At 65.6% G+C, this 16,187-nt stretch carries 13 protein-coding genes; 9 read left to right on the top strand and 4 right to left on the bottom strand.

Features of this window, described 5'->3' with window-relative positions:
* The first annotated feature begins 130 nt into the window (after positions 1–130).
* From BG61_RS30975 to BG61_RS30995, 5 genes are read left to right on the top strand one after another with little or no spacing between them, the layout of a single operon-like run.
* On the top strand, positions 131–2,479 hold the full coding sequence (locus tag BG61_RS30975) for an FdhF/YdeP family oxidoreductase (protein ID WP_035934809.1): 2,349 nt from the start codon (positions 131–133) through the stop codon (positions 2,477–2,479).
* A complete protein-coding gene (locus BG61_RS30980) occupies positions 2,472–3,866 on the top strand; it encodes a cytochrome ubiquinol oxidase subunit I (protein WP_035934683.1) in 1,395 nt (464 codons plus the stop codon). Before BG61_RS30975 ends, BG61_RS30980 begins: the two co-directional genes overlap by 8 nt.
* Positions 3,867–3,881: 15 nt before the next feature.
* Positions 3,882–4,871, top strand: a complete 990-nt coding sequence (locus tag BG61_RS30985; RefSeq protein ID WP_035934684.1) for a cytochrome d ubiquinol oxidase subunit II — start codon at positions 3,882–3,884, stop codon at positions 4,869–4,871.
* Between the two features lie 3 nt (positions 4,872–4,874).
* On the top strand, positions 4,875–5,768 hold the full coding sequence (locus tag BG61_RS30990; protein ID WP_035934685.1) for a bestrophin family protein: 894 nt from the start codon (positions 4,875–4,877) through the stop codon (positions 5,766–5,768).
* A gap of 58 nt (positions 5,769–5,826) precedes the next feature.
* The gene (locus BG61_RS30995) at positions 5,827–6,333 is read left to right on the top strand and encodes a Dps family protein (protein WP_035934686.1); all 507 of its coding nucleotides are present in this window, start codon (positions 5,827–5,829) and stop codon (positions 6,331–6,333) included.
* A 118-nt stretch (positions 6,334–6,451) separates the two neighbouring features.
* Here BG61_RS30995 and BG61_RS31000 read toward each other — a convergent pair whose 3' ends face one another.
* The 3 genes from BG61_RS31000 to BG61_RS31010 form a co-directional block, all read right to left on the bottom strand.
* Positions 6,452–7,768 (bottom strand): chloride channel protein, encoded by a 1,317-nt coding sequence (locus tag BG61_RS31000; protein WP_051672906.1) that lies wholly within the window; start codon positions 7,766–7,768, stop codon positions 6,452–6,454.
* Positions 7,752–8,144: a DUF3331 domain-containing protein gene (locus BG61_RS31005; protein WP_035934688.1), complete on the bottom strand. Its 393-nt coding sequence runs from the start codon at positions 8,142–8,144 to the stop codon at positions 7,752–7,754. Before BG61_RS31005 ends, BG61_RS31000 begins: the two co-directional genes overlap by 17 nt.
* Positions 8,145–8,217: 73 nt before the next feature.
* The gene (locus BG61_RS31010) at positions 8,218–9,177 is read right to left on the bottom strand and encodes a helix-turn-helix transcriptional regulator (RefSeq protein WP_035934689.1); all 960 of its coding nucleotides are present in this window, start codon (positions 9,175–9,177) and stop codon (positions 8,218–8,220) included.
* 289 nt (positions 9,178–9,466) lie between these two features.
* Between BG61_RS31010 and BG61_RS31015 the strand changes: the two genes are divergently transcribed.
* The 4 genes from BG61_RS31015 (at position 9,467) to BG61_RS31030 (ending at position 15,010) form a co-directional block, all read left to right on the top strand.
* Complete coding sequence (locus BG61_RS31015; RefSeq protein ID WP_081868234.1) at positions 9,467–10,087, top strand: DUF1003 domain-containing protein; 621 nt, start codon at positions 9,467–9,469, stop codon at positions 10,085–10,087.
* 400 nt (positions 10,088–10,487) lie between these two features.
* Complete coding sequence (locus BG61_RS31020) at positions 10,488–12,065, top strand: efflux transporter outer membrane subunit (protein WP_051672907.1); 1,578 nt, start codon at positions 10,488–10,490, stop codon at positions 12,063–12,065.
* 37 nt (positions 12,066–12,102) lie between these two features.
* On the top strand, positions 12,103–13,389 hold the full coding sequence (locus BG61_RS31025; RefSeq protein WP_075584259.1) for an HlyD/EmrA/EmrK family protein: 1,287 nt from the start codon (positions 12,103–12,105) through the stop codon (positions 13,387–13,389).
* A 67-nt stretch (positions 13,390–13,456) separates the two neighbouring features.
* Complete coding sequence (locus tag BG61_RS31030; protein ID WP_035934691.1) at positions 13,457–15,010, top strand: DHA2 family efflux MFS transporter permease subunit; 1,554 nt, start codon at positions 13,457–13,459, stop codon at positions 15,008–15,010.
* A 118-nt stretch (positions 15,011–15,128) separates the two neighbouring features.
* Here the strand turns inward: BG61_RS31030 and BG61_RS31035 are convergent, their stop codons facing one another.
* Positions 15,129–16,133 carry a transketolase family protein gene (locus tag BG61_RS31035; RefSeq protein WP_035934692.1) on the bottom strand — a complete coding sequence of 335 codons (1,005 nt, stop codon included), beginning with the start codon at positions 16,131–16,133 and terminating at the stop codon, positions 15,129–15,131.
* Positions 16,134–16,187 lie beyond the last annotated feature (54 nt).

Raw genomic sequence — 16,187 nt, forward strand, 5'->3', positions numbered from 1 at the left:
AGCAGACAACACCTGCGCACGCCGGGCGCGCGTGCAGATTCGAAACCCGCATGCGTTTTTGCAAGAGCAGAACGCTTCGTACGCCGATCATGGCGTCCAACGGCTCGCGACGAGCTTAAAGGAAATCGATATGGGCAAGAGAAAGAAGCTAATCCGCATCTACAGCGAACCGGCCGGCGGCTGGGGCGCGCTGAAGGCAACGGGCGAAGCGCTCGCGATCCAGGGCGTGGCCGTTTCGGGCGCCAAGACGCTGTTGCAGATGAATCAGCCGCAAGGCTTCGACTGTCCGGGCTGCGCGTGGCCCGATCCCAAGCATACGTCGTCGTTCGAGTTCTGCGAAAACGGCGCGAAAGCCGTGGCATGGGAAGCGACGGCCAAGCGCTGCACGCCGGAGTTCTTCGCCGCGCACAGCGTGTCGGAACTCACCGCGTGGGACGACTACGATCTAGAAATGGCTGGACGCCTCACGCATCCGATGGCGTATGACGCGGCATCCGACCGCTACCTGCCGATCGAATGGGACGACGCGTTCGCGCTGATCGCGAAGCACCTGAACGCGCTCGATCATCCCGATCAGGCCGATTTCTATACGTCCGGCCGCGCATCCAACGAGGCCGCGTTCCTTTATCAGGTCTTCGTGCGCGAGTTCGGCACGAACAACTTCCCCGACTGCTCGAACATGTGCCACGAAGCGACGAGCGTCGGCCTGCCGCAGTCGATCGGCGTCGGCAAGGGGACCGTGCTGCTCGAAGACTTCGAGCACGCGGACGCGATCTTCATCTTCGGGCAGAACCCCGGCACCAACAGCCCGCGGATGATGAGCGACCTGCATTCGGCGTCGCGGCGCGGCGCGAAGATCGTCTCGTTCAATCCGTTTCGCGAGCGTGCGCTGGAGCGCTTCGCGTCGCCGCAAGACCCGGTCGAAATGGCGACGCTCGGCTTCACGCCGATCAGCACGTTTCTCTATCAGGTGCATGTGGGCGGTGACGTTGCGGCCATCAAGGGCATGATGAAGGCGATCGTCGAAGCCGACGACGCGGCGCTTGCCGCCGACCTGCCGCGCGTGCTCGACATCGAGTTCATCGAGGGCCACACGCACGGCATCGACGCACTGCTCGCCGATCTGCGCGCAACGACCTGGGACGCGATCGTGCATCAATCGGGTCTGTCACGCGACGACATCACGAACGCCGCGCAGATCTACATGAACGCGAAGAACGCGATCCTCGTGTACGGCATGGGGCTCACGCAGCATCATCGCGGCACGGAGAACGTGCAGCAGATCGCCAACCTCGCGCTGCTGCGCGGCAATATCGGCCGGGAAGGCGCGGGCATCTGTCCGGTGCGCGGTCACTCGAACGTGCAGGGCAACCGCACGGTGGGCATCACGGAGAAGACGTCGCCGCAACTGATCGAAGGCATCGAGCGCGCATTCGGCTTCACGCCGCCGTCGGGCCACGGTCACGACGTGATCGCGACGATCGAATCGATGATGCGCGGGGACGCGAAGGTCTTCATCGCGCTCGGCGGCAATTTCGCTGCGGCGATACCCGACTGGGTGCGCGTGCAGGCGGCGATCCGCAAGCTCGATCTCACCGTGCACATCGCCACGAAGCTCAACCGCAGCCACCTCGTGCACGGCAGGGACGCGCTGATCCTGCCGTGCCTCGGCCGCACCGAAATCGACATTCAGGCCGAAGGCCCGCAGTCCATCACCGTCGAGGATTCGATGTCGATGGTGCATGCGTCCGCAGGGCGCAACGAGCCCGCGTCGCCGTATCTGCGCAGCGAACCGGCGATCGTCGCGGGCATTGCGCGCGCGACGCTGGGCGAGGCATCGCGCGTGCCCTGGGAGCACCTCGTCGCAAACTACGACCGCATTCGCGATGCGATCGAAACCGTCTTCCCGATGTTTCAGGCCTACAACGAACGCATTCGAGTGCCGGGCGGCTTTCATCTCGCATCGACGGCGCGTGAGCGCATCTGGGCGACGCCCACGGGGCGCGCGAATTTCCTCGTGTTCAAGGGGCTCGAAGAAAACCCGTATCACGACGATCCTGACGCATTGTGGCTCACCACGATGCGCAGCCACGATCAGTACAACACCACCCTCTATTCTCACTCCGACCGCTATCGCGGCGTGTTCGGCCAGCGCGACGTGCTGTTCATGAATCCGCGCGAGCTGAAAAAGCGCAACCTGCATCCGGGCGAGCGCGTCGATATCGTCGCGCTCGCAACCGACGGCATCGAGCGCATCGTTCGCAGCTTCAAGGTGATCGAGTACTCGCTGCCCGACGGCTGCTGCGGCGCCTACTACCCCGAAGTGAATCCGCTCGTGCCGCTCTATGCATTCGATCCGCAAAGCCGCACGCCTTCGTACAAGTCGGTGCCCGTGAAGGTGCGGCGCGCGGCGGCCGTGGGTCCCGATTCCGCTACTCGCGCGGTCGTCATTCAGCACGAGGTGGACCACCATGCATGATCTCGTACTCGACCTGTCGCGCGCGCAGTTCGCGATGACCGCGATCTTCCATATCCTGTGGCCGATCCTCACGATCAGTCTCTCCGCGTTTCTTCTCCTGATCGAAGTGCTTTGGCTCAGGACCGGCGATGTGAGCTACTACCGGCACGCGCGTTTCTGGAGCAAGCTGCTGGTGCTCAACTTCGCGGTCGGCGTGGTCAGCGGCATTCCGATGGAATTCCAGTTCGGCACCAACTGGGCCGGCTTCTCGCAGTACAGCGGCCAGTTCGTCGGCAACATTCTCGGCTTCGAAGGGGCGATGGCCTTCATGCTCGAAGCGGGCTTCATCGGCGTGATGCTGCTCGGCTGGGGGCGCGTGTCGCGCGGCATGCACCTGTTCGCCACTGCGATGGTCGCGCTCGGGTCGAGCATCTCGGCGTTCTGGATCATGGTCGCGAACTCATGGATGCAGACGCCGTCGGGCATCGCCGTGGTCGGCGGCAAGATCGTGGTGACCGACTATGTGGCCGCCATCTTCAACCCGGACATGGCGTGGGGCGTCTCGCACATGTGGGTCGCCGCGATCGAGACAGGCATGTTCGTGATTGCGGGCATCTCCGCATGGAACCTCTTTCGCCGCCGCCACCCCGAGTTCTTCGCACGCTCGTTCAGGATTGCGTTGACGGTGCTGGTGTTCGTGGCGCCGCTGCAGATCTGGCTCGGCGATTCGAGCGGCGTCAGCGTGTTCGAAACACAGCCGGCCAAGGGCGCGGCGATCGAAGGGCACTGGGACACCAACAAGCCGGGCACGGGTGCTGCATGGTCGCTGCTCGCATGGCCGAACCAGAAGGAGCAGCGCAACGACTGGTCGGTCGAAGTGCCGGGATTGCTGAGCGTCATCGGCACGCATTCGCTGCATGGCCAGGTAAAAGGCCTGAAGGATATTCCGCGCGCCGACCAGCCGCCGATGATTCCGCTCCTCTATTACGCATTCCGCGTCATGGCCGGCATCGGCTTCGCGTTCATGCTGCTCGCCTTCTGGACCGCCTATGCGCTCCGCAAGGCGCGCGGCAGCCTAGCCGCGCTACTCCAGCAACGCAAGCTGCTGCTCGCGTGGGTACTGTGCATTCCGTTGCCGTATGTCGCGGTGGAAGCAGGCTGGATCGTGCGTGAAGTGGGGCGCCAGCCCTGGGTCGTCTACGGACTGCTGCGCACGAGCGATGCGGTGTCGAAGGTCGCGGCGTCGTCGGTGTCGATGAGCATGATCATGTTCTTCGCCTTCTATGTGGTGCTGCTCGCGACGTTCTTCGTCCTCGCGCGCCGCTGGCTGCGCGCCGGACCGGACCTTACCGTCACGCCGCCCCCCGTCGTCGCGGCACGCGCCGCCTCATCCATCACCGGTTACTAGACAGCGAGGTCGCTCATGGACAGTTCCACTCATTCGATGCTCGCCCTGATCTGGTTCGGCCTGCTCGGCCTGATGCTCGTCTTCTATGTCGTCACTGACGGCTTCGATCTCGGCGTCGGAATTCTCACCCTGTTGCGCGGACGCCGCGGCGACCGCGACGTCATGGTCCAGTCGATCGGCCATGTGTGGGACGCGAACGAAACGTGGCTCGTGGTGCTCGGCGGCGGCCTGTTCGGCGCATTTCCCGCCGCCTACGCGCTGCTGATGCAGGATCTCTATCTGCCGGTCATGGTACTGATCGCCGGACTGATCATGCGCGGCGCGGCCATCGAGTTCCGCCACAGCGTCGATCATGGCCCGCTCTGGGACAAGGTGTTCGGCATCGGCAGCCTGATCGCGGCGGCGTCGCAAGGCGTCGTGCTCGGCAAGGTCATCACCGGCCTCGCACCCGGGCACCTCAGCGCCACGTTCACCGCCGTGTCGGCGATCGGCGTCGTGGCGGGCTACACCCTGCTGGGCGCGACGTATCTCGTCAAGAAGACCGTCGGCGCCATCGAGCAATGGGCGCGGCGCCTTGCGCTCCTGAGCGCGATGCTGACGGTCGCCGCGGCGGTCCTGCTGACTGCGGCGACCTGGCTCTTCAGCAGCGTGGGCCATGACCGCTGGTCGCAACCCGGCGTGCTGCATCTGCTGATCGCGCTCGGTGTGGCTGCCGCGCTGGCGTTCGCCCTGATCATGGCATCGCTCTATCTGGGCAGCGCGCACGGGCCGTTTCGCGCGTCGGTGGCGCTCTTCATCCTGTCGTTCGCGGGTCTCGCGATCAGCCTCTATCCCGACTTCATTCCGGGCAAGCTCGGCGTGATCGAGGCCGCGTCCGACTCGACGACGCTCGTCTTCATGCTCATCGGCATCGGCATGCTCTTTCCGGTGATGATCGGCTACAACCTCTATCAGTACTACATCTTCCGCGGCAAAGTCATCGGCGGTGCCCACGCGGGGGAGTAAGCAATGATCGTTCGCTCGCGTGAGAACTGGTTTCGCATGCTGTTCGTCTGGGACGGCTCGGTGCTGCGTTCGATCGTTCCGCAACTCGTGTTCCTGTCGCTCGTTTCGATCGTGGCGCTCGTCACGGACGGCACGCTGTTCGGCGAGAAGATACCGCTGAACACTACGCCGTTCACGCTGACGGGCCTCACGCTCGCGATCTTTCTTGCCTTTCGCAACAACGCGAGCTTCGAGCGCTACATCGAGGCTCGCGCGCTGTGGGGCGGCGCGCTGATCGGTTCGCGCTCGCTCGTCTCCACGGTCATCAGCCACGTGCCGGAGACCTATCCCGGCTTCGACCGGCTTCAGTTCGTGCGCCGCGTGATCGCGTTCTCGATTCTTCTCAAGCATCAACTGCGGCATACGGAACCGCCCGCTGAACTGCTGCCTCGCGCGAAGCTGCACTATCCGGCCGCCGCGGTGCTGCACGAGTTGCGGGAGCGGCTGGCCCGTCTCGTGCACGATGGCGCCGTCGATCAAACGGTTGCCTGGACCTGGAACCGGCAACTCGACGAACTGATGAACGTGGTCGGCGGTTGCGAGCGGATTGCTTCCACGCCGATTCCCTTCCCCTACGCCGTGCTGCTCCATCGCACCGTGTATACCTATTGCCTGATGCTGCCGTTCGGCCTCATCGACTCGATCGGCATCGTCACGCCGCTCATATCCGTCTTCCTGTCGTACACGCTGCTCGCGCTCGAAGCGATAGCCGCGCAAATCGCCGAGCCTTTCGGCACCTCGCCGAACAGTCTCGCACTCGACTCGATCGTCCGTCACATCGAACGCTCGCTGCTCGAAATGTGCGGCCAGCCGGTGCCACCGCCCGTTTCCGTCGAGGCTCATTACGAACTGACATGAGCCCGCTCAGTGCAGTCCCCCGTCTTTTGTTGTCGCCCCACACCTCCAAGGAGTCACCATGCCGTTCGCCACTGCCTTTATCAACGCGTCGACCAGCGAAGCCAGTCTGCCTTTCAGCGAAGACGCCGTCAGTGACATCTGCGCGCATCTCAACCCGCTGCTGGCGGACGTATTCGCGCTGTACATGAAGACGAAGAACTTTCACTGGCACATGTCCGGCCCGCACTTCCGCGACTATCACCTGATGCTCGACGAGCAGGGCCAGCAGAGCTTCGCGATCACTGACGACATCGCCGAGCGCGTACGCAAGATCGGCGGAACCACGCTGCGCTCGATCAGCGACATCGTGCGCTTTCAGCGGCTTGCCGACAATGAACTGCCAGTGCTCACGGCCGAGCAGATGCTCGCCGAGCTGAAGGCGGACAACCTGCGCATCGCGGCGTTCATGCTCGACGCGCACGACGTGTGCGACCAGTATCGCGATGTGGCTACGGCAAGCCTGCTGGAGAACTGGATCGACGAAGCGCAACGCCGCGCGTGGTTCCTGGCCGAAGCGAGCTGCTAGGCGGTCAGGCATGAAGTCGAAGAAGCGCCGCTCGATGAGCGGCGCTTTTTTTTCGCGGTCGGGGGTCGGATACGATGACCCGGAACGAGCCGGTGGTCGTCGCGGCGTCGAGCGAGGCTCAAGCCTTCACGCCGTCTCGCTGTCCGCCGGGCAAGAGGGATTTCTCACGCGCGGCCATGGCACGGCGCATGGCCTCTGACGCCGCCACCGATCCGGCGACGGCAATCATCACGGGTACCAGAAACGACTGCGCCGGCTCAGTAAATTCGAAGACGAGCAGGACGGCCGTCAACGGCACGCGCATCGAAGTCGCGAGAAAAGCGGCCGCACCGGTGACCGCGAACGCGCCCAATGGCGTTCCTGGCCAGAATGCCGACCATGCAGCGCCCAGTACGATCGCGAGCAATGCGCCATTGCACAGCGCCGGCGTAAGAAGGCCGCCTCCTGCGCCCGCGCGCAGGCTCGTCCAGGTGATCAGCACGCGCAAGACGAGCAATACGGCGGCCATTCCGGCCGCTATCGTTCCGTCGAAACCGGCTTGCGCCGGTCCCTTGCCGTTGCCGAGCAGTTGCGGGAAGCGGACTGCCAGCAAGCCGATGAAAGCGAAGTTCAGGATGCACAGAACAGCGAGTCGCCAGTCGCGAGGCGCCTTTGCGCGAGCCGAAGCGGTCAGCTTGCCAAAGGCAAAGGCCGCCGCTCCGAAGACCGGACCGGCCAGCGCCGCCCATGACATCAACGACGCCGTGGCCGCGTAATGCGGCACCGCGTACTGGGGAAGATTGCCGAGACCCGTGCGCGCGACGAGCGCCGCAATCACCGAAGTCGCGACGGCCGGAACCAGCGCGCGCCAGCCGAACGTGGCAAGCAGCCCCTCCAGCACGAAGCACGCCCCGGAGAGCGGCACGTTATACACCGCGGCGAGGCCGGCGCCCGCGCCGCACGCGACCATCACACGCGTCTCTTCGAGCGTAAGGCCGGCACGTTCGGAGAGCGCGCCGGCAAGCGCCGCGGCGATTTCGCGCGGTGCGACTTCGCGCCCGAGCGGCGAACCGAGTGCGACCGTAACGATCTGCAGCAGCGCATGACAGACCGTTGTGACGAGCGGCATGCGCGGCTGCGGACCATGCACCGCCTTCGCGATACTGACAAGCGGACGGCCGAAGCGATACACGGCCCACCAGCCCGCTCCCGCGACCACGCCGCAAACGGCGAGCACCGCGACCCTGCGTGCAGGGGTCGCGGTGCTCACACCGTCGAGGAAGCTCTCGCCACTGAATATCGTGCCGAGGTCATAGCCATACGCGAGATGCTGAAGCGTGTGCAGGAGGGTCGCCAGGGCGAGACCGGTGAGTCCCGCCATGACACCGGTCAGCACGACGACGATGAGCCTGCGCAAGCCGCGCGAAAACGGACTGTCGTCAGGCGGCTTGTGCATGTTCTAGGACCGACGTCAGTATCATCGCGGCGGCGTTCTGCGGCGCACGCCGGGACGCACGCGGCCGGTACACCTGATCGCCGGGATAGATCGGGTGTCCGCTCATCGCGCAGATGCCGGCGATGCGGGCGCGCGACGCACACCACACCTGGTCGCCGTAGCAGCCTCGCGTCGGGTCGCGCCACGAGATCGTCACCGTGGACGAAGACTGCCGGTCGATCAGGTTGACCACAACGTCGCGGTGCCCCGCTTCAACGGCCTGACGCGCCCGGGCTATCTTCGGCAGGATGTCGCCGGCCTTCGTTCCCGCCGAAAGGCGCGACAACAGGCTGATGGTTTTCGCCCACGGATCGTCGATGCTTCCATTCGCCATCATATTGAGACTCCTTTAAATGAGCTACCTGATCAAATTGCTTTTGCTGGGCGCCTGAAGGAAATGAATCGACGCGTCAGGCCAGCCTCGTCTTTCTCCAGGAATGGGGCGTTTCGCCGACGAAGCGTTTGAACACCGTCGTGAAATGCGCCTGCGAGCGGAATCCGCAATGCAGCGCGACGTCCATGATGTTTTGCTGCGGGTCGATCAAGAGGCGCTGGGCATGCTCGATACGCCGGCGCAGCAGGTATTCATGCGGGCGCAAGCCCGTCGCGCGCCGGAACTGCGCGGCGAAGTGCATGCGTGTCAGGCCCGCCCTCTCCGCCATATCGAAGAGCGTGATCGGATCGGACAGGTGAGCGTCGATATACTCGGTCACGCGATTCATTCGCCATCCGGGCAGCGCGGCGACTTCCCGGCCCTGCCCGTTCGGCGCGGCGAAATGGCGCGCGACGACACGCGACACGATAGCGAGGCACACGCTGTCCGTGAAAACCTTGCCCACGGCGGCGTCGCTGAGGTGCGACACGACAAGGGCCTGCCCCAGCCGTTCGATCGCGGGATCGCGGATCAGCCCCGGGTTGTCCAGCACGATGTCGCCGGCATGCGAACGCTGGAACGTATCTTCGTAGCACTCCGCGAGCACCTGCTGGGAGACGAACAGATGCAGGACGTCCACGGGCGACTCGAAGACGGCGCTGACTGGCACGCCCGGTGCCGTGACCTGCACTGCGCCGCCTGGCACCTGCCCTCGCACGAGCCTGCGGCCCGCGTAGCTGAAACTCAGGGACGCGCATTTCAGGATCAGGCCGAAACAGTGATCGGACTCGCTGCCGTGGTTGGCGACTTCGAGCGGGCGGCTGCCGTCGTGCGTCCAGCGCGCCACCATCACACTGCCCCGATGATGACGTGACGCGCCCTGATGCCTGCTCGGCCGACGCCATTGTTCCTCCGTGTGAATGGAACCGGGAATGCGCGGCGGGGCGATCTCTGCACTCGCATCGGCTTCGGGATAGGTGAGCAACAGTGTGGTCATGAGGGTTCGTCTGACAAATTGATCAGGCTGCGGCCGGAATGCCTGCGCCGCGACGACTCAAAGTTAGTCAAACGAAACTGCTACGACTAGCCGTTCGAAAGGACGGCCATGCCGCCCATTGGGTTGTAACAACCTATATGAAGGTTTAGTACGGGCCCGGGCGAAGCGCGGCACGATACGAACCGCGAGGAGAAGTCGCGCCCGGCACACGTCGCAAGAGCGTGGCCCCGCACGGCTGCTGCCGTGCGTTTTTGAAAAGCTGCGTGCGTTTTCTAATCGATGCGTCAGGATGGATCGCTACATTCGGCAGGTCCCTAACCCTTCGCTCGACAATACCTTCATGGCCGATGTACGCGACATTCCATCCATCCGCAGCGGAGCGCCTGCCGACCACCCCCTGCGCTTTCAGGCGCCGCATGCGCACCTGTCCAGCGTGTTCGGCAACGACTGGCTTTCGCTGCGTGCCGAAGCATTCGCGCGCTTCTTCGGTACGCCGACCTTCCTTGTCGCGCAGACGGTGATCGTCGGCGTGTGGATGGCCGCGAACCTGCTCGGCTTCACTCATTTCGACCGCTACCCGTTCATTCTGCTGAACCTCGCCTTCAGTCTGCAGGCCGCGTATGCTGCGCCGCTCATTCTGCTTGCGCAGACACGGCAAGCCGATCGCGACAAGGCGTTGGCGGCGGCCGATGCCCATCATCGGGAAGACCTCGCGCAGGCGTCCAGGCAGCGCGAGCTCGAACTCGTCCACCAGACCGGGCAGCTCACCCTGCTGTTGCAGCAGAACACCCGTCTCACCGAGGTGACGCGCGAGCTCACCGAGCGAATCGAGTCGCTGACTCGCGAAGTGCACGAACGGCTGACTCAAGCACCGCATGCAGAACCAACGTCCCCCGCCGAGCCCCGATAAGCGGCGCAATTGAGGCGCCGCGAGCAAGCGCGGCGGCGCCAGATGCCCGGCTCGCGAAAGCCGCGGCACGTTCCCTCGTCACGCGGCCTGTCAGGAATCCCCATCCAAAAGCGGCTCAACAAGTCTTCGTACTTGATGCCAGCGCTCGGGCGCGGCCGGTCGCATGCCTTCATCCTGCCTTCACCGTGCGATTAGAAAACATGACGTTGTCAGATTAAAGAAAGGCCAGGTGGGAATCCGTACGCTCTGCATCGACGCAATTCGCCCGCTTTCCGGAAGACCTCCGGTTCGCGGCCAGCGAGACGCAAACCAATGCACACATCGTATGGAGCCCACTCGTCATGACCTCTGCCGAAGATGAACTAGCCGCCGCTGATGAAAGCCGAACGGGAGTCGAGCGATGAGATTTCCTTTCAGTTTCAGGTCCGTGTTCGCCGATGGTCCGCGCCGCGCGTCGCGGCCGGTAGCCGCCGCTCTCGCCCTCGCGCTGGCGGGTTGCGTGAACTACGCCGGCATCCATAGCGACAGCCAGATCGCCGCGCCCACGCAGTACGCCACCGCGCAGAGCCTGCCAGCCGAAGGCGCCCCGTGGCCCTCGACTGACTGGGCCACGCAGTTCGGCGACCCGCAGTTGCCGAAGCTGATCGACGAGGCGCTCGAAGGCAGCCCCTCGATCGCCGAGGCGCAGGCGCGACTGGCGAAGGCCTCGTCCTATATCGAGTCCTCGCGCGCCGGGCTCTTTCCCAAGGCGGGAGCAAGCTATTCGTGGAACCGCTTGCTGCTTTCGGAGAACCTCCTTCCGCCGCCGTTCGGCGGCACCTGGTACAGCGAGAACAGCGTGCTCGCCAGCGCCTCGTGGGATCTGGACCTGTGGGGCAAGAACCGCGCACGGCTTGCGCAGGCAGTCTCGCAAAGCAAGGCAGCCGATGCGGATTTGCAGCAGGCGCGCGTGACGCTGGCCGCCTCGGTGGCGTCCACCTATAACCAGCTCGCGCAGCTCTATGCCCTGCGTGACATCGCGCAGCGCGAGATCGACGACCGCAACACGATCCGCAGTATCACCAACGAGCGTGTCACCGCGGGGCTCGACACGAACGTCGAGCAGGAAACCGCACGCGGCAACGTGGCGACCAGCAAGACGACGCTGAGCCAGCTCGACGGTCTGATCGAGGTGGTGCGCTACCAGCTCGCGGCGCTGCTGGGCAAGGGACCGGACCGCGGACTGCAGATCGCGCAGCCGGCGCTCGGCGCGAACGCGCCGGTCGCGCTGCCCGACAACCTGCCGGCTGACCTGATCGCGCGGCGCCCGGACATCGTGGCGGCGCGCTGGCAGGTGGAGGCGGCGCTCCAGGGCGTGAAGGAGGCGAAGGCCGAGTTCTTCCCGGACGTGAATCTCTCGGCCAGCATCGGCCTCGATGCGCTCGGCTGGGGACGGTTCCTGCGGGCGTCGAGCCGGCAGATCGAAGCGGGTCCGGCCATCCACCTGCCGATCTTCGACGCGGGTGCGCTGCGCGCGCAGCTGAAGGGCCGCTATGCGGACTTCGACGCGGACGTGGCGAACTACGACAAGACGCTCGTGAATGCACTCTCGCAGGTGGCCACGCAGATTTCGTCGATTCGTTCGTCGGACCAGCAACTGGTCGACGCACAGCAGGCACTGGATGCCTCGACGCGCGCGTACGAGCTCGCCGTGGTGCGCTACCGCGCGGGGCTCGTGCCGCAGATCCAGGTGCTGCAGGCGGACGACACGCGGCTCGCGGCGGACCAGACGGTGACGAACCTGGCAATGCAGCGGCGCGACCAGCAGATCGCGCTGATCCGCGCGCTGGGCGGCGGCTTCGATGCACAGGCCGTCGGCCTTGCGATGCCGCCCGCCGACGCCGCGGGCGCTGCCGCCGCATCAGCGCCGGCAGCGCAGGCCGTGGTTTCTGCTGCGACGGCCACGGAGCCCGAGAGCGCGTCGCGCATCCCTCGCTGAACCAATAACACTTTTATAGAGAAACCGGAGCCTGACCATGAGCACTCCTCCCCCGCAACCGGCGGCGGCCCCGCAGCCGGACCCGAACCACCACCGGCGCAGGCGCCTGATCGCGCTCCTCGTCGTCGTGATCCTCGTCACGGCGATCGCCTACGCGATGTACTACTTCCGTGTGGCGCGCTTTCACGTGAGCACTGACGACGCCTACGTGAACGGCAACGTCGTGCAGATCACGCCGCAAGTCACCGGCACGGTGATCGCCGTAGAGGCCGACGACACGCAGACGGTGCGCGAAGGCCAGCCGCTCGTTGAACTCGACGCCGCCGACGCGCGCGTGTTGCTGCAGCAAACCGAGGCGACGCTCGCGCAGACGGTGCGCCAGGTGCGCGGCCTCTTCGTCGATGACGACCAGTACGCGGCGCAGATGGCCGTGCGCGAAGCGGACCTCGCACGCGCGCAGGAAGACCTGCGCCGGCGCCTGACGGTGCAGCAGACGGGCGCCGTCTCGCAGGAAGACGTTTCGCATGCGCACGATGCGGTGCGAACGGCACAGGCCGCGCTCGACGCGGCGCGCGAGCAGCTCGCGGCAAATCGCGCGCTCACGGCGGACACGACGATCGCGCGCCACCCCGACGTGCAGGCCGCCGCCGCCCGGGTACGCGACGCGTATCTGGCCAACGCGCGCAACGTGCTGCCGGCACCGGTGACGGGCTACGTGGCGCAGCGCTCCGTGCAGGTGGGGCAGCGTGTTTCGCCGGGCACGCCGCTGATGGCGGTCGTGCCGCTCAACGAAGTGTGGGTCGACGCGAACTTCAAGGAAGTGCAGCTCGGCCGCATGCGCATCGGGCAGCCGGTGACACTGACGGCGGACGCGTACGGCTCGTCGGTGGTGTATCACGGCCGGGTGATCGGGTTTTCGGCGGGCACGGGCTCGGCGTTCTCGCTGCTTCCCGCGCAGAACGCGACGGGCAACTGGATCAAGGTGGTGCAGCGGCTGCCGGTGCGCATCGGGCTGGATCCGAAGGAACTGGCGCAGCATCCGCTGCGCATCGGGCTGTCGATGCAGGCAGACGTGGACATCCACGACGAGAGCGGTAGCGAACTGGCCAACGCCCCCACCACCGAGTACCAGACGGATGTGTTCGCCCGGTACGGCGACGACGCCGACGCGGAAATCGCACGCATCATCGCGGCGAACGCCGGGCACGGGGCCGACCATGCCGCAAACGGCGGCGCCGTGATGAACGACGCACCACGCAAGGGCGCGATCGCGAAGGTCGCGAAGGTCGCGCAGACCGCGCAAGTGGCGCAGACGGCGCCATGAGCGGCGTGCTTCAGCATCCGGCCCGGCAAACGGTTCGTCACAACATACAGCACAAGGCTCGACTTCCATGGCTCTGGCACAGGCTCCCCTACCCCCGCTGAGCGGCGGCCGGCTCGTCCTCGCGACGATCGCGGTGGCGCTCGCCACGTTCATGAACGTGCTCGACACGTCGATCGCGAACGTCGCGATTCCGACGATCTCGGGCAACCTCGGCGTCTCCGTCGACCAGGGCACGTGGGTCATTACGGTGTTCGCGGCTGCGAACGCCGTGTCGATTCCGCTCACGGGCTGGCTCACGCAGCGCATCGGCGAGATCCGGCTCTTCGTCGGCGCGATCGTGTTGTTCACGCTCACGTCGTGGCTGTGCGGCATCGCGCCGACCCTGCCGGTGCTGCTCGTCGCGCGCGTGGTGCAGGGCGCGGTCGCGGGGCCGCTGATCCCGCTCTCGCAGGCAATCCTGCTGGGCTCCTACCCGAAGGAAAAGTCGTCATCAGCGCTCGCGCTGTGGGGGATGACGGCGACGGTCGGCCCGATCGCGGGCCCGACCCTCGGCGGCTGGATCACCGACAACTACAACTGGTCGTGGATCTTCTACATCAACATCCCGGTCGGCGTGTTCGCCGCGACCGTCACGTGGATGATGTACCGCAAGCGCGAGACGCCCACGCGCAGGACGCCCATCGATATCGTCGGCCTCGGGCTGCTGATCGTCTGGGTGGGCTCGCTGCAGGTGATGCTCGACAAGGGCCGCGACCTCGACTGGTTCAACTCGCCCGTGATCGTCGCGCTCGGCATCACGGCGCTCATCAGCTTCGCGTTCTTCCTCGTCTGGGAGCTGACCGAGGAGGACCCGATCGTCGACTTGCGGCTCTTCGCGCAGCGCAACTTCCTGGGCGGCACGGTCGCGATCTCGGTCGCATACGGCGTGTTCTTCGGCAACCTCGTGCTGCTGCCGCAATGGATGCAGGAATATCTCGGCTACCGCGCGCTCGATGCGGGGCTCGTCACCGCGCCGCTCGGCGTGTTCGCCGTGCTTCTCTCGCCGGTCATCGGGCGCGTGCTCAAGAGCTGGGACGCACGCGCCGTCGCGACGCTCTCTTTCGTGGGCTTCGCGGGCGTGTTCTACATGCGCACGAACTACGTGATCTCGATCGATACGTGGCATCTCGTACTGCCGACGCTGCTGCAAGGCATCCCGATGGCGCTCTTCTTCGTGCCGCTCACATCGATCATCCTGTCGGGGCAGCCGCCGCAGCGGCTGGCGGCGGCGGCGGGCGTGTCGAACTTCGCGCGCGTGTTCTGCGGCGCGGTCGGCACGTCGATTGCGGGCAACGAGTGGAACAACCGCACGGTGCTGCATCACGTGCGGCTCACCGAGCAGGCAAGCATCGACAACCCGGGGTTCAATCATCAGATCGACCTGACGCGCTCGCTGCTGCATCTGAACGTCGATTCCGCACGCGCCCTCTTCGATTACACCGTCAACACGCAAGCGGCGATGATGGGGCTCAACGACATCTTCTACATCTCGTCCATCATCTACGTGCTGATCATTCCGCTCATCTGGATCACGCGGCCGACGAAGGGCGGCGGCGGTGCCGCAGCGGCGGGCGCGCACTGAGCGCACTCGGTCGTCAGAGGTCGGAGGGAACATCCGCATGTCACGCAATGGCGGTGCGGCGCTTGAAGCGCCGCACCGCCGGTCTCTCAGGCTGGCCCTTCAGGATCGGGGCTCGTTCTTAGCGCAGCCATCCCTTGATGGAATCGGCCATGACATTGGTCGATATGCCATAGCGATCGTGCAGCGTGGGCAGCGCGCCCGCGGCCAGGAACGCATCGGGCAGCGCGATCTGACGATACGTCGGCGTGACGCCGGCCGTGAGCAGCGTGGTCGCGACCGCTTCGCCAAGGCCGCCGATCACCGTGTGATTCTCGGCCACCACGACCATCCGGCCCGTGCGCCGCGCTTCGCGCAGGATCGTTTCGGTATCGAGCGGCTTGATGGTCGGCACGTGCAGCACGGCCACGCCGACGTTGTCCGCTTCCAGCGCCTTCGCGACCTCGAGCGAGCGCATGGTCATGATGCCCGAGGAGATGATCAGCACCTCCGCCCCGTCGCGCAGCAGCTTGGCCTTGCCGAGTTCGAACCGGTAGTCGTATTCGTCGAGCACGGCGGGCACGTTGCCGCGCAAGAGGCGCGCATACACCGGTCCCTTGTGGGCGGCGATGGCGGGCACCATCTGCTCGATGTCGAGCGCGTCGCACGGATCGATCACCGTCATGTTGGGCATCGCACGCATCAGCGCAAGGTCTTCCGCCGCCTGATGGCTCGGGCCGTAGCCGGTCGTCAGGCCGGGCAGCGCGCAGACGATCTTCACGTCGAGGTTGTCCTCGGCGATCGCCTGGTGCATGAAGTCGTATGCACGGCGCGTCGCGAACACGGCGTAGGTCGTCACCCACGGCTGCGCGCCTTCGTGCGCCAAACCGGCGGCCGCACCCATCAGCAATTGCTCGGCCATGCCCATCTGGTAATAGCGTTCCGGAAACTCCTTCGCGAAGATGTGCAGGTCGGTGTACTTGCCGAGGTCGGCGGTCATGCCGACCACGTTGGTCTTCGTGCGGGCGAGTTCGGCGAGCGCGTGCCCGAACGGCGCGGAACGCGTGACCTGTCCTTCGCCCGCAATCGAGGCGATCATCGCGGACGTCTTCAGACGCGGCTTCTGGGTGATGGTGGTGTCGCTCATGCTTGCCTCCCGGCTTCGAGTGCTGCGAGCGCCAGTTGCCACTCGTGGGCATCG

Source organism: Caballeronia glathei (genome assembly GCF_000698595.1).
Lineage (GTDB): Bacteria > Pseudomonadota > Gammaproteobacteria > Burkholderiales > Burkholderiaceae > Caballeronia > Caballeronia glathei.